The organism is Aeromonas sp. TS_SC_11 (assembly GCF_057318915.1).
Genome location: NZ_CM170470.1, coordinates 4,249,331 through 4,262,775, shown reverse-complemented (window position 1 = coordinate 4,262,775; position 13,445 = coordinate 4,249,331). Strand labels below are relative to the sequence as shown.

Genomic DNA, 13,445 nt, shown 5'->3' with positions numbered 1-13,445 from the left:
TTGCGTGCGACAGACGGTTTGCCAACACGCTTTGCCACCAACGAACTCAACGGAATACAGGGAATACCATGTTTGAAAAGGTTGTTGCCGCCCCAGCGGATCCGATCCTGGGCCTGACCGAAGCCTTCCGCGCTGACTCTCGCAGCCACAAGATCAATCTGGGGGTCGGGATCTACAAGGATGAGACCGGAGCTACCCCAATCCTTCACTGTGTCAAGAAAGCAGAACAGAAGCTGCTGACTGACGAGAAGACCAAGAACTACCTCGGTATTGAAGGCAATATCGAATATGGCCGCATAGTGCAGCAACTGCTGTTCGGTCAGGATTCTGCGCTGGTCGCCAGCGGTCGCGCCAAGACAGCCCAGGCGCCGGGCGGTACCGGTGCCCTGCGCATCGCCGCCGAGTTCGTGGTGCGCAACGGTCTGGCCAAGACCATCTGGATCTCCGATCCTACCTGGGCCAACCATGTGAGCGTGTTCCAGGCTGCCGGCCTCTCCGTCAAGTGGTACAAGTACTATGATGCCGCCACCAAGGGGCTCGACTTTGCCGCCATGCAGGCCTCGCTGGCCGAGGTTCAGCCAGGTGAACTGGTGCTGCTGCACGGCTGCTGCCACAACCCGACCGGTATCGACCCCACGAGCGATCAGTGGCGCGCCCTTGCCAAGCAGAGTGCTGCTGCCGGCTGGTTGCCGCTGTTTGACTTCGCCTATCAGGGCTTTGCCCGTGGTATTGAAGAAGATGCCGAAGGTCTGCGCATCTTCGCCGAATGCCATGACGAGTTGCTGGTGGCGAGCTCTTTCTCCAAAAACTTCGGCCTCTACAACGAGCGGGTCGGCGCCTTCACTCTGGTCAGCGCGAGCAAAGAGATTGCCGATGTGGCCTTTACCCAGGTCAAGACCGTTATCCGTGCCAACTACTCCAACCCGCCGTCACACGGTGCCGCTGTGGTTACTGCCGTGGTGAGCGATCCGGCCCTTTACGCAGAGTGGGTAGAAGAGGTGGCGGCCATGCGGGTGCGCATTCGCGAGATGCGCGAGCTGCTGGTAGAGAAGCTGGCGGCCCTCGGCGTGAGCCAGGATTTCAGCTTTATCCGCGAGCAGAACGGCATGTTCTCCTTCTCCGGTCTCTCCAAGGCTCAGGTTGAACAGCTCAAGAGCGAGTTTGCCATCTACATCGTCGGTTCAGGCCGGATCAGCGTGGCCGGGATCACCCGTGCCAACATAGATCCCCTGTGCGAGGCCATCGCCAAGGTGCTGTAAGCGAGCCCTCATTGTTCGGTGATGCATTCGCTCAGTAAAAAGCCCGCCAGGATCTCTGGCGGGCTTTTTCGTTCCTGCGGTTTGCACCTCAGCGACGTCGCTTGTTGCCCCCCAGCAGGGAGCCGAGCACCCCGCGTACCAGCTGGCGTCCCACTTCGTTGCCTATGGTGCGGGCCACGCTCCTGGCTGCGGTCTGCACCACACCGTCATGCTGGCCTCCGCGCGGGCCTGTGCGGCCAAACAGAATGCCGTTGAGGGTATCGAGCAGACCTCCCGTCGCTGGCGGCGTCTCTGTGGGGTCAGTCAGCGAGCCTGCATTTTCCCTCTTGCCGTCATTGAGCCGCTCGAAGGCTGACTCGCGATCCTCACGAGTCTCGTATCTGCCATAGAGCAGGGATCCCCGGATCAGGGCAAGTCGCTCTGCCTCGCTCAGTGGCCCGATGCGGCTGGCTGGCGGGGCGATAAAGGCGCGTTCCACCACGCTCGGGCGACCCTTCTCATCAAGCAGGGAGACCAGGGCTTCGCCCACCCCCAGTTCTGTGATGACGCCAGCTGCGTCGAAGGCCGGATTGGCGCGCAAGGTGTTGGCGGCGATCCGCACCGCTTTCTGGTCACTCGGAGTAAAGGCGCGCAGGGCATGCTGCACCCGATTACCCAATTGCCCCAGCACGCTGTCGGGAATATCGGCCGGGCTCTGGGTCACGAAATAGATGCCCACTCCTTTCGAGCGGATAAGGCGCACCACCAGTTCTATTTTTTCCAGCAGCGCCTTGGGGGCATCGTTGAACAGCAGATGGGCTTCGTCGAAGAAGAACACCAGCACGGGTTTGTCCGGATCGCCCACTTCGGGCAATTGCTCGAACAGCTCGGACAGCAGCCAGAGCAGGAAGCAGGCATAGAGGCGGCTGGACTGGGTCAGTTTGCTGGCCGCCAGCACATTGATATGGCCGTGGCCGACCTCGTCGGTTTGCAGCAAGTCCTGAATGTCCAGCATGGGCTCGCCGAAGAAGTGATCACCCCCCGCGCTCTCCAGGGTGAGCAGGTTGCGCAAGATGGCGCCTATGGAGGCGGTCGACACATTGCCGTAGCGAGTGGTCAGGGATTTGGCGTTCTCCCCGGCAAATTGCACCATGGCGCGCAGGTCTTTCAGATCGAGCAGCAGCAAACCCTCGTCGTCCGCCACCTTGAATACCAGCTCCAGCACCCCGCTCTGGGTGTCGTTGAGGCCGAGCAAACGTGCCAGCAGCAAGGGGCCCATGTCGGAGACGGTGGCGCGCACCGGGTGCCCCTGCTCGGCGAACAGATCCCAGAAGAGGGTCGGGCTGGCGGCAAAGGCGGGGGCTGGGATGCCGAGCTGGGCAAGTCGGGCATCCAGCTTGCTAGACCTGGCACCGGCGGCGCCCAGGCCGCTGAGATCCCCCTTCACATCTGCCAGAAAGACCGGCACCCCCAGGCGGGAGAATCCCTCCGCCAGTACCTGCAGGGTGACGGTTTTACCCGTGCCGGTGGCACCTGTGATGAGACCATGGCGATTGGCCATGGCCGGTAGCAGGGAGAGCGGTTGGCCATTGGCATAGGCCAGTGTCAGTGGTTCGGCCATGGTGGACTCCTTGTCCTGGCAGGTGGTGTGGGGCAGTTAGCTACAAGGAGTGTGGCGGCAGAGCCAAATGATGGCAAGCGGGGGCAGGCAAGGGATAAGGGGACGCAAAGGGATAGCCCCCTTGTCAGGGCAAGGTCTGTCTTGACAAGGGGTTGCCGGGTCAGCGGGGACGGATCAGCTTGCCCAGTTGCAACAACAGTAGCGTCAGCACAGCCCCCAGAATGGCCGTCAGTACCGCCAGTAAGAGGCTGCCGAGCAGGAAAGGGGGCACCAGAGTTGCCGCTTCGTGCTCAAGCCAGTGCAGGGACCAGGTGAGATGGAACGGCTCCGGCGTCTTGTGCAGCACAAGGCAACCGGTGCGGTAGGCATAGAGATACATGAAGGGGAGTGTCACCGGGTTGTTGAACCAGACTGCCAGCAGGGCCAGTGGCAGATTCAGACTGAACGCCAGCGCCAGAGCGACGGCGATCAGCGAGTGCATGGGGACCGGGATCCAGCAGGCGAAGATACCGGCCGCCACGGCGCCGCTCAGGGCGCGACTGCCTCCTTGCCACAAGGCTGGTGCCAGCAGGCGATCGCCAAACAGCGCAAACCACTTCTGCTGGCGCAGGGTATCTGGGTCCAGCTTGAGACGGGGCAGCTTCATGCTCGGGCCTTGCGGCGGCGCCATTGACGAATGATGCTCAAACGCCACACCAGGCGGATCGTGACATAACCGAACACAGAACTCAGCATCGCCAGCGCCAGTGACCCCAGCAGCAGGGGTGGTGCCACGGTTTCAAACACAGAGCTCAGCCAGTGCCAGGTAAACTCGATGTCGACATGCTGGGCCGGGTGGCCGAGCAGCAGGCAGCCAACCCGATAGGCGGCATAAAACAGGGGGGGCATGGTAATGGGATTGGTCAGCCAGACCAGGGCAACGGCCAGCGGCAGATTGACCCGGCAGGCGATGGCGCCGCCAGCTGCCAGCAACATCTGGCAGGGCACGGGGATCCAGGCCATAAAGAGGCCGACCCCGAAGGCGCCTGCGGCAGAACGGCGATTGAGGTGCCAGAGGTTGTTGTCGAGCAACAGGTTACCAAACAGCTGCAAGCGCTTGTTTTCTTTGAGCGTCTTCTGATCCGGCATCCAGCGTTTGATGATTCGTTTGGGCATATTGAAACCTTGCTAAATACTTGCACCATGGATCTGCGCTTGTTGTCGTTTGCCCTGGGGGCAAGCTCCTCGTTACTCTGGCCATGGTTGCCTTCCATCGCATGGGGGGGCGTCATGCTCTGCCTGCTGGTTCCCCTTGCATATTTTCGTGCCTGGCGGCTGCTGTTTCTCCTGCTTGGCATCCTCTGGATGCAGGCCAATCTGTCATATCGACTCGCCTGGTTGGATCAACTGGGAGCGCAGGGGAGCCACATCATAACCGCACGGCTGCAAAGTGCAGAGCCTCAGGGTGATAAATTTGTCCGGCTGTTGCTGCGGGTGACTTCCCTTGATGAGCGAGAGGTGACGCCTGAGCCCCTGATCCGGGTCAACGCCTATCAACAGCTGCCAGCCATGCCGGCGGGCAGCTCAGTGACCCTGGTGACGTCATTGAAACCGGCCCATGGCCTTGCCAATGAAGCGGGGATGGATGGGCGACGTCTGCTGCTTGGCAAGGGGATTACCGCTACCGGCAATCTGCGCAGCATCATAGAGATAGAGACAGCTTCCCCTGGTTTGCGTGATCGCTGGCTGGCAGAAGCCACCGCAAGTTGGCGGGGATTGGTTCAGGCCCCCCTGCTATCAGCACTCACCTTTGGTGAGCAAGGCGGCATCACAGATGCACAGTGGGAGTTGTTTCGCGGCAGTGGCCTCACCCATATCATTGCCATCTCCGGCCAGCATATCGCATTGGTTGCCGTGATCGGCTGGTGGCTGGGGCGCTTGTTCGGGCTGAGGGCCGCGATTGTGGTTGCCCTGCTATTTGCCGCCATTTACAGCTGGCTTGCCGGATTTGCAGTGGCGACAGAGCGGGCACTCATCATGGTGCTGGTGTGGAGTCTGCTGCGTTGGTGCAGACGGGAGTGGCCCAGCTATCGCATCTGGCTGTGGGCGTTTGTGGTGCTTTGCCTGTGGGATCCTTTTGCTCTGTATTCGGCCGGCTTCTGGCTTTCGTTCTTGGCGGTAGCTCTGCTGCTTGTGGCGAGTCATCTGGAGGGCAAGCCCAGCCTGGTGCGTCTGCAGGGCCTGTTGCTGCTCGGCTTGTTACCGCTGCAACTGGCGCTGTTCGAGGGAATTGCACCCTTGGCACTCTTGATCAACCTGCTGGCGTTGCCGCTATTTTGTGTGGGGATCATACCGCTTGCGCTGATCGGCGTCTTGCTGGCGCCGCTCTCCCACTGGCTTGCTCACGGCTTGTTCTGGTTGGCGGATGCCGGTTTACAGTGGGTGTTATGGGCCTTGATCCAGTTGTCGAGTCAGTTGCAACTCTGGTGGCCGGTTCCGAGCTGGGCGATGCCGGTCAGCGCCGTGCTGATCCTGCTCTGGAGTGCCTGGCACCTGCCAAGTGCTCGCCCGCTGTTGTTGCCCGTGGTCGCCGCCCTTGTGCTGGCCGTCTGGCCCGCAGCGACAGCCTGGCAATTGCGGGTACTGGACGTGGGACAGGGGTTGTCGGTGCTGATCACCAAAGGGAATCGCGGCATTCTCTATGATACGGGGGATCGTTATCCCGGTGGCTACAACATGGCAGATGCCGTCATCTTGCCCATGCTCAATCGGCTCGATGTACAGGTGCTCGATCACCTCATCATCAGTCACAAGGACAGAGACCATGCAGGTAACCGGCGCACCATCTTGCAGGCCGTGCCGGTGCGCCGTGAACTCTCTTCATACGATTTTGGCGAGATGACGGGGCTGTGCCACCGTGGCCAGCAGTGGCGCTGGCAAGGGTTGACGTTTGCGGTGCTGTGGCCAGAACGTCCGGGGCATGGCCGCAATAACGACAGTTGCGTGGTGCGCATCAGCGATGGCCAACACAGCGTGCTGCTCAGTGGCGATATAGAGCAGCGTGCAGAGCAGCGCCTGGTGTTGCTGGAGGGCGAAGGGCTGGCCAGCACCCTGCTGGTGAGTCCTCATCACGGCAGTCGCACCTCATCCACTGTGCCCTTTGTCGAGGCTGTGGGGGCGGGCTATGTGGTACACAGCGCAGGGTATATCAACCAATGGGGTTTTCCTCGCCCCGAAGTGGTTGCCAGGTATGGACAGGCTCGCCAATGGGTGACCGGACATGATGGCGCCATCCTGATTGAACCCGCGTCTGGCGGGCTCAATATCCGCGCCGAGCGCGACTTGGGGCCCTGGTATCGGCGAAGTGGCAGCTGGTGGATGCCCAAGCATTGGCCTGGGCATTAATCCGTCATTTCCCCCTTGGGTTGCGGGTATCGAGATGGCGGTGCCTGGTGGATGCCCAAGCTTTGGCCTGGGCATTAATCCGTCATTTCCCCCTTGGGTTGCGGGTATCGAGATGGCTGTGCTTGGTGGGTGCCCATGCTTTGGCTTGGGCATTAATCAGTCATTTCCCCCTTGGGTTGCGGGTATCGAGATGGCGGCGCCTGGTGGATGCCCAAGCTTTGGCTTGAGCATTAATCCGTCATTTCCCCCTTGGGTTGCGGGTATCGAGATGGCGGCGCTTGGTGGATGCCCAAGCTTTGGCTAGAATACCCCGTCATTTCCCTTATTAACGGCTATTCATGCAACAAGAAACCTCACAAGACAGCTGGCCTGTCTTCAAGCGTCTGCTCGGTTATGTCCGGGATCGCAAGTTGGGTCTGGTCGGCGGCATCATAGGGATGCTGGGCTATGCCGCCGTGGATACCACCTTCGTCTACTCCATCAAGCCGCTGATCGATCAGGGCCTCAATGGCAATGACAACAGTGTGCTGAAGTGGATGCCTTTCTTCGTGCTTGGCATCGTTGCCCTGCGTGGCTGTGCCACTTTCCTCTCCAACTATTGCATGGCCTGGGTCGGCAACCATGTGGTGATGCGGCTGCAACAGCAGGTGTTCAGTCATCTGATGGCCATGCCCATGAGTTTCTTCGACCGCCAGAACACCGGCAACCTGCTGGCCAAGGTGACCTATGACGCAGGTCAGGTCTCATCTGCTGCCAGCTCCACCCTGGTCTCGCTGGTGCGGGAAGGGGCGACCGTGATCGGTCTGCTCGGTCTGATGTTCTGGCACTCCTGGCAGTTGTCGGTGATCTTCCTGGTGGTAGGCCCGGTCGTCGGGATCCTCATTGGCCTCATCAGCCGACGTTTTCGCAAGATCAGCCGCCACATACAGCAGGCGGTGGGTGACATCACCACCTCGACCGAGCAGATGCTCAAGGGTCATAAAGAGGTGCTGATGTTTGGCGGTCAGCAGGTCGAAGAGAAACGTTTCTTCCGCGTCAGCAACCACATGCGTCAGCAGACCATGAAGATGGTGGCTGCCGATGCCATCGGCAGCCCCATTGTCCAGATGGTGGCCTCCGTTGCGCTGGCCGTCTTCCTCTACGTGGCGACCATCGACAGCGTCAAGGCGACCCTGACAGCCGGTACTTTCACCGTCATGGTCACCTCCATGATGATGCTGCTCAAGCCGCTCAAAAGCCTGACCGACGTGAACAACCAGTTCCAGCGCGGCATCACCGCCTGTCAGAGCCTGTTTGGTCTGCTCGACTCCACCCCGGAAGAGGATACAGGTACCCGTACCCTGGATCGTGCCCGTGGCGAGATCGAGTTTCGCAATGTCACCTTCACCTACCCGACCAAGGACACCCCTGCGCTGCACAACGTCAGCTTCAAGGTGGAGGCGGGTAAGTCCGTGGCCCTGGTGGGACGCTCCGGCTCCGGCAAGAGCACCATCGCTAGCCTGCTGACCCGTTTTTACGACGTGGAGCAGGGCGAGATCCTGCTGGACGGCGTCAACATTCGCGAGTACCGCCTGAGCGAGCTGCGCAAGCAGTACGCCCTGGTCTCCCAGCATGTACACCTGTTCAACGACACTGTCGCCAGCAACATCGCCTATGCGGCGGAAGAGCGTTACAGCCGGGAAGAGATCCAGCAGGCGGCACGCATCGCCCATGCCGACGAGTTCGTCAGCAAGATGACCCAGGGTTACGATACCGTGGTCGGCGAGAACGGGGCTTCGCTGTCCGGTGGTCAGCGTCAGCGTATTGCCATCGCCCGCGCCCTGCTGCGCGATGCCCCCGTCTTGCTGCTGGATGAGGCGACCTCGGCACTCGATACCGAGTCCGAGCGTCACATCCAGGCTGCTATCGACGAGCTGTGCAAGGCGCGCACCTCCCTGGTGATCGCCCACCGTCTCTCCACCATAGAGAAGGCGGACGAGATCCTGGTGATCGACGAGGGTCATATCGTCGAGCGTGGCAATCATGAAGCCCTGATGGCCAACCAGGGGACATATGCCCAGCTGCGCGCCATCCAGTTCGGTAACACTTCCGTGGGTAACAAGGGCTAATGCTGCAGCAACTCTGGTACGGCAAGAGCGGCTGGCGCTGGTTGCTGGCCCCTTTTGCCCTGTTGTTTGCCATTCTTAGCGGCGCGCGCCGCTTCGCCTATCGGCGTGGCTGGTTCAAAGCCTATCGTGCCACTGTCCCTGTGGTAGTGGTGGGCAATATCTCGGTGGGCGGTAACGGCAAGACCCCTGTGGTGATCTGGCTGGTGGAGCAGTTGCAAGCTCGCGGATTCAGGCCCGGAGTGGTGAGCCGTGGTTATGGTGGCAAGGCGCCCCATTACCCCTATCGGCTCGATGCCGCCAGCACGACCGCGCAGGCGGGCGATGAGCCAGTGCTGATCGCCCGGCGCTGTGGTTGCCCCGTGGTGGTCGCCCCCAAGCGAGCCGATGCGGTGCGGCTGCTGGAGCAAAGCGGTGAGGTGGATATCATCATCACAGACGACGGCCTGCAGCACTATGGGCTGGCCCGCGATATCGAGCTGGTGGTGGTGGATGGGGTACGCCGCTTTGGCAATGCCTGCCTGCTGCCCATGGGGCCATTGCGCGAGCCGGTAACCCGGTTGAAGCGGGTCGATGCCATCATCTGCAATGGCGGTGAGCCTGCCAAAGGAGAGTATGCCATGCGCCTGGTGGCCGATGTGCCGCGCCGGGTGCGGGATGATGCCCAGGCCACCGAGCCCTTGCCCAGTGCGGTGGATGCCCTGGCCGGCATAGGCCATCCCCCCCGCTTTTTTGCTACCTTGGCCGGGCTGGGGTATGAGTTGCACCAGCAGGTTGGTTATGGGGATCATCATGCGTTTGACCGCGATGAGCTGGTCGCCCGCTTCGGGCAGCGTCCGCTGCTGATGACAGAAAAAGACGCGGTCAAGTGCCGGACGTTTGCGCTGGATGGCTGGTGGTATCTGCCGGTCAGTGCCGAGTTGCCTACCTCCTTGCTCGATACCTTGCTGCAAAAACTGCCATCGCTGACAGTGCCGCGTTCAGGCTCCGGATTGTGACGCGACATCATAGGGGCCTGGTTATATCACCCGCTCGACATGGTTGAAGGGGGGGTATTTCGGCCCGGAATCGAATATTGAATAGCTCGACATCATAAGGGCCTGGTTGTCTTGCCCGCTCGACATCGTTGAAGGAGTTTATTTTGGCATTGGACATTAAATTGCTCGACATCATTGCTTGCCCTGTTTGCAAGGGGAAGCTGCATTACAACAAGGCCGTGCACGAGCTGGTCTGCCGCTTCGACAAGCTGGCCTATCCGCTGGAAGAGGGGATCCCTGTGCTGCTGGAAAACCGTGCTCGCCAGCTCAATAGCGATGAGATGCCGTCATGAGTTTCGTGGTGGTCATTCCTGCCCGCTACGCCTCGACCCGCTTGCCGGGCAAGCCGCTGGCAGACATCCATGGCAAGCCCATGGTGCAGCACGTGGTGGAAAAGGCCCTGCAATCCGGTGCGGATCGGGTGATCGTCGCCACCGATGACGAGCGGGTACGCAGCGCGCTGGCCTCCTGCGCCGCGCTCGCAGGCTTTGAGGTGTGCATGACCTCGCAGGATCACCAGTCCGGCACCGAGCGTCTGGCGGAAGTGTGCCGCCACTACGGCTTTGCCAGCGATACCATCATCGTCAATGTGCAGGGGGATGAGCCGCTCATTCCGCCAGCCATCATACGTCAGGTGGCCGACAACCTGGCCGCGGCGACGGCACCCATGGCTACCCTCTCTGTGCCCATCGAGGATGCGGAGGAGGCGTTCAATCCCAACGCGGTCAAGGTCGTGACTGACAAGGATGGCTACGCCCTCTACTTCAGTCGCGCTTGCATTCCCTGGGACAGGGATCGCTTTGCTGCCAGTGATCGCGCTGTTGGGCGCCACGAGCAGATTGGCGGCCACTATCAGCGTCATATCGGCATCTACGCCTATCGCGCCGGATTTATCCAGCGCTATGTGGACTGGGCACCGAGCGTGCTGGAACAGGTCGAAGCCCTGGAGCAACTGCGGGTGCTCTGGTATGGAGAGAAGATCCACGTGGCCCAGGCGCTGCAAGCGCCACCGGTCGGGGTGGATACCCAGGCAGATCTGGACAAGGTGCGGGCGTTGCTGGCGAACTGATGCCAGCGCAATCAATGTGACCCTCTGAACGGTGCCTGCAGGCACCGTTTTTTGTGTTGAATCTTTATATAATTATTTGATTACAAACACCATTTACGAGCACTTTCAAACTTTTCCCGCCCATGGTTTGCCAAATGAACGAGTTTGGTTATGATGCAAGACGCCGTGTTAACCCTAACTGGCGTATAACGAGATAAAAAACGGGGTGTTTGGGTGATTAATGTATTCCTGGTCGATGATCATGAGTTGGTGCGTACAGGGATAAGACGCATTTTGGAAGATGTCCGCGGGATCAAGGTAGTGGGTGAGGCACAGAGCGGGGAAACCGCCGTTACGTTTTGCCGTCAGCACCATCCTGACGTGATCCTGATGGACATGAATATGCCGGGCATCGGCGGCCTGGAGGCGACCCGCAAGATACTGCGGATCCGCCCCGATGTGCGCATCATAGTGCTGACCATTCATTCAGAAAATCCGTTCCCGACCAAGGTGATGCAGGCGGGTGCCGCCGGTTACCTGACCAAGGGAGCCGCGCCGGATGAGATGATCCACGCCATTCGCCTGGTGCATTCAGGCCAGCGTTACATCTCCCCCGAGATCGCCCAGCAGATGGCCCTCAGTCAGTTTGCTTCGGCGGACGAGAATCCCTTCAAGTCCCTCTCCGAGCGCGAGCTGCAGATCATGATGATGATCACCAAGGGACAGAAGGTGACCGACATCTCCGAACAGTTGAACCTGAGCCCCAAGACGGTCAACAGCTACCGCTACCGCCTGTTCAGCAAGCTCGACATCAATGGTGATGTGGAGCTGACCCATCTGGCCATTCGCTATGGCATGCTGGATGCCGACACCCTGTAACCGGCTGTCGTGTGGCAAGCAAAGGCGGCCCGGCCGCCTTTTTGCATTTCGCCGGCCTGGCGCAGTATGCTCTCTCCGTTGATGCTGACTTCTATCGTTTTCGCCCCTTTGTGTTGAGTCGAGTAGCCTGATGACCTTTTCTCCCGAGCCCCTCTTTGACAGCAAAGCCTTTTTGAGTGCCGTGACGCGCCAGATCGACGTCTGTCGCAGGAGCCATCATGACGACTTCTGAACCTCTCTTTGACAGCAAGGCTTTTTTGAGTGCAGTGACCCACCAGAGCGGCGTTTACCGCATGTATGACAGCGGTGGTACCGTCATCTATGTGGGCAAGGCCAAGGATCTGAAAAAGCGGCTCGCCTCCTATTTTCGTACCAATGTCGACAGCATCAAGACCCGTACCCTGGTGCGCCAGATCGCCGACATTCAGGTCATGGTGACCCACACGGAGACAGAGGCGCTGATCCTCGAGCACAACCTCATCAAGCAGTACCAGCCGCGTTACAACGTGCTGTTGCGGGACGACAAATCCTACCCCTGGATCATCATCACGGCGCACCAGCACCCCCGCATCGGCGTACATCGCGGTGCCCGCAAGATTAAAGGGGAGTACTTCGGTCCTTACCCTTCCGGCGGCGCCGTGCGCGAGAGCCTGCATCTGATGCAGAAAATCTTTCCTGTGCGCCAGTGCGAAGACGCCGTCTATGCCAATCGCACCCGTCCCTGTCTGCTCTATCAACTCAAACGCTGCGCCGGTCCTTGTGTCGCCGGTCTGGTGAGCGAGGCTGAGTATGCCCAGCAGGTGGGGCTGGCCAAGCTGTTTCTGGCGGGCAAGAACCAGCAGGTGATAGGTGAGCTGGTGGGCAAGATGGAGTCCGCCAGCGGCGATCTGCGCTTCGAAGAAGCGGCCCGCTATCGGGATCAGATCCAGGCGCTGCGCCGGGTGACAGAGCAGCAATCGGTGAGCGGCAACGTGCTGGACGACCTGGACGTCATCGGTGTCGCGTTCGAGCAGGGCGCAGCCTGTATCCATGTGCTCTTTATCCGCCAGGGCAAGGTACTCGGCTCGCGCAGCTACTTTCCCAAGGTCCCGAGTGACACGCCCCTTGAAGAGGTGGTGCAATCCTTCCTGCTGCAGTTCTATTTGTCGGGGCAGGGGGGCAGGCAGATCCCGAGCGAGGTGCTGCTGGACGTCGCCCTCGAGGATGAAACCCTGATCGCCGACACCCTGAGCCAGACTGCTGGCTACAAGGTGCGGGTGGTGAGCCGTACCCGTGCCGAGCGGGCTCGCTTCATCAAGCTCGCCTCCATCAATGCCGAGACTGCGCTGCGCTCGCGCCTCGCCCACAAGAGCACCACCACGGCCCGCTTCAGCCAGCTGGAAGAGCTGCTGGAGCTGGAGCGCCCCATCGCCCGCATGGAGTGTTATGACATCTCCCACACCATGGGAGAGCGTACCGTGGCCTCTTGCGTAGTGTTCAACCGCGAAGGGCCGCTTAGCTCCGAGTATCGTCGTTTCAACATTGACGGCATCACAGGGGGTGATGACTACGCTGCCATGGAGCAGGTGCTGGAGCGGCGCTTTGGCAAGCTGCAAGAGCCGGACAAGGTGCCGGATGTGCTCTTTATCGACGGCGGCCTGGGTCAGTTGCGCCGCGCCGAGGAGATCCTGGCACGTCAGCAGGAGTTTCTCGGCGGCAAATACCCGCTGCTGGTGGGCATTGCCAAGGGAGTAACCCGCAAGGCGGGGCTGGAGACCCTGATCATGGGGGAGAGCCACGAAGAGCTGCACTTGCCGGCAGATATGCCCGCTTTGCACCTGATCCAGCATATTCGTGATGAATCCCACCGTTTTGCCATTACCGGCCACAGAGCACGGCGCGCCAAGGCCCGTACTAGCAGTACCCTGGAGGACATTCCGGGGGTCGGGCCCAAACGTCGTCAAGCCCTGCTCAAGTATCTGGGGGGCTTGCAGGAGGTGAAAAAGGCAGGGGTGGACGATCTCGCCAAGGTGCCGGGTATCAGCCAGGAGCTGGCCCAGTCGATCCATGATGCACTGCGTTCGCTCTGAACATAGCTCTCAACCCCGGATCCTGATGCACAAGAGCCGTGACGCAAGGGGGCTGAAAATGCCA

The 13,445-nt window shown here is 60.5% G+C and carries 11 protein-coding genes; 8 read left to right on the top strand and 3 right to left on the bottom strand.

Features of this window, described 5'->3' with window-relative positions; genetic code table 11:
- Positions 1–68 precede the first annotated feature (68 nt).
- The gene (locus tag AC1P02_RS19685) at positions 69–1,259 is read left to right on the top strand and encodes an amino acid aminotransferase (RefSeq protein WP_485183015.1); all 1,191 of its coding nucleotides are present in this window, start codon (positions 69–71) and stop codon (positions 1,257–1,259) included.
- Between the two features lie 88 nt (positions 1,260–1,347).
- On the opposite strand, the gene AC1P02_RS19680 is transcribed toward AC1P02_RS19685, so the two are convergent.
- From AC1P02_RS19680 to AC1P02_RS19670, 3 genes are all read right to left on the bottom strand, one after another.
- Positions 1,348–2,859, bottom strand: coding sequence for a helicase HerA-like domain-containing protein (locus tag AC1P02_RS19680; protein ID WP_485183013.1), 1,512 nt, complete (start codon positions 2,857–2,859; stop codon positions 1,348–1,350).
- Positions 2,860–3,019: 160 nt separating this feature from the next.
- Entirely contained in the window at positions 3,020–3,505 is a 486-nt protein-coding gene (locus AC1P02_RS19675) for a DUF2062 domain-containing protein (RefSeq protein ID WP_011898563.1), read from the bottom strand.
- The gene (locus AC1P02_RS19670; protein ID WP_059168673.1) at positions 3,502–4,014 is read right to left on the bottom strand and encodes a DUF2062 domain-containing protein; all 513 of its coding nucleotides are present in this window, start codon (positions 4,012–4,014) and stop codon (positions 3,502–3,504) included. The genes AC1P02_RS19675 and AC1P02_RS19670 overlap by 4 nt, the downstream gene beginning before the upstream one ends.
- A 27-nt stretch (positions 4,015–4,041) precedes the next feature.
- Here AC1P02_RS19670 and AC1P02_RS19665 point away from each other — a divergent pair, with 27 nt between their 5' ends.
- From AC1P02_RS19665 to uvrC, 7 genes are all read left to right on the top strand, one after another.
- Entirely contained in the window at positions 4,042–6,243 is a 2,202-nt protein-coding gene (locus AC1P02_RS19665) for a DNA internalization-related competence protein ComEC/Rec2 (protein ID WP_485183010.1), read from the top strand.
- 338 nt (positions 6,244–6,581) lie between these two features.
- Positions 6,582–8,351, top strand: a complete 1,770-nt coding sequence (msbA, locus tag AC1P02_RS19660) for a lipid A ABC transporter ATP-binding protein/permease MsbA (protein WP_021139624.1) — start codon at positions 6,582–6,584, stop codon at positions 8,349–8,351.
- Positions 8,351–9,346 (top strand): tetraacyldisaccharide 4'-kinase, encoded by a 996-nt coding sequence (gene lpxK, locus AC1P02_RS19655; RefSeq protein WP_485183007.1) that lies wholly within the window; start codon positions 8,351–8,353, stop codon positions 9,344–9,346. Before msbA ends, lpxK begins: the two co-directional genes overlap by 1 nt.
- A gap of 143 nt (positions 9,347–9,489) precedes the next feature.
- Positions 9,490–9,678, top strand: coding sequence for a Trm112 family protein (locus AC1P02_RS19650; RefSeq protein ID WP_005320086.1), 189 nt, complete (start codon positions 9,490–9,492; stop codon positions 9,676–9,678).
- A complete protein-coding gene (kdsB, locus tag AC1P02_RS19645; RefSeq protein ID WP_485183004.1) occupies positions 9,675–10,454 on the top strand; it encodes a 3-deoxy-manno-octulosonate cytidylyltransferase in 780 nt (259 codons plus the stop codon). The genes AC1P02_RS19650 and kdsB overlap by 4 nt, the downstream gene beginning before the upstream one ends.
- A gap of 213 nt (positions 10,455–10,667) precedes the next feature.
- Positions 10,668–11,312, top strand: a complete 645-nt coding sequence (uvrY, locus tag AC1P02_RS19640; protein ID WP_005320080.1) for a UvrY/SirA/GacA family response regulator transcription factor — start codon at positions 10,668–10,670, stop codon at positions 11,310–11,312.
- Positions 11,313–11,530: 218 nt separating this feature from the next.
- Complete coding sequence (uvrC, locus tag AC1P02_RS19635; RefSeq protein WP_011898565.1) at positions 11,531–13,381, top strand: excinuclease ABC subunit UvrC; 1,851 nt, start codon at positions 11,531–11,533, stop codon at positions 13,379–13,381.
- The last annotated feature ends 64 nt before the right edge of the window (positions 13,382–13,445 follow it).

Coding starts and splice junctions, on each gene's coding strand:
- AC1P02_RS19680 (WP_485183013.1), bottom strand. CDS start 2,859: ATGGCCGAACCACTGACACTGGCCTATGCCAATGGCCAACCGCTCTCC.
- uvrC (WP_011898565.1), top strand. CDS start 11,531: ATGACGACTTCTGAACCTCTCTTTGACAGCAAGGCTTTTTTGAGTGCA.
- AC1P02_RS19675 (WP_011898563.1), bottom strand. CDS start 3,505: ATGAAGCTGCCCCGTCTCAAGCTGGACCCAGATACCCTGCGCCAGCAG.
- msbA (WP_021139624.1), top strand. CDS start 6,582: ATGCAACAAGAAACCTCACAAGACAGCTGGCCTGTCTTCAAGCGTCTG.
- lpxK (WP_485183007.1), top strand. CDS start 8,351: ATGCTGCAGCAACTCTGGTACGGCAAGAGCGGCTGGCGCTGGTTGCTG.
- kdsB (WP_485183004.1), top strand. CDS start 9,675: ATGAGTTTCGTGGTGGTCATTCCTGCCCGCTACGCCTCGACCCGCTTG.
- AC1P02_RS19665 (WP_485183010.1), top strand. CDS start 4,042: ATGGATCTGCGCTTGTTGTCGTTTGCCCTGGGGGCAAGCTCCTCGTTA.
- AC1P02_RS19670 (WP_059168673.1), bottom strand. CDS start 4,014: ATGCCCAAACGAATCATCAAACGCTGGATGCCGGATCAGAAGACGCTC.
- AC1P02_RS19685 (WP_485183015.1), top strand. CDS start 69: ATGTTTGAAAAGGTTGTTGCCGCCCCAGCGGATCCGATCCTGGGCCTG.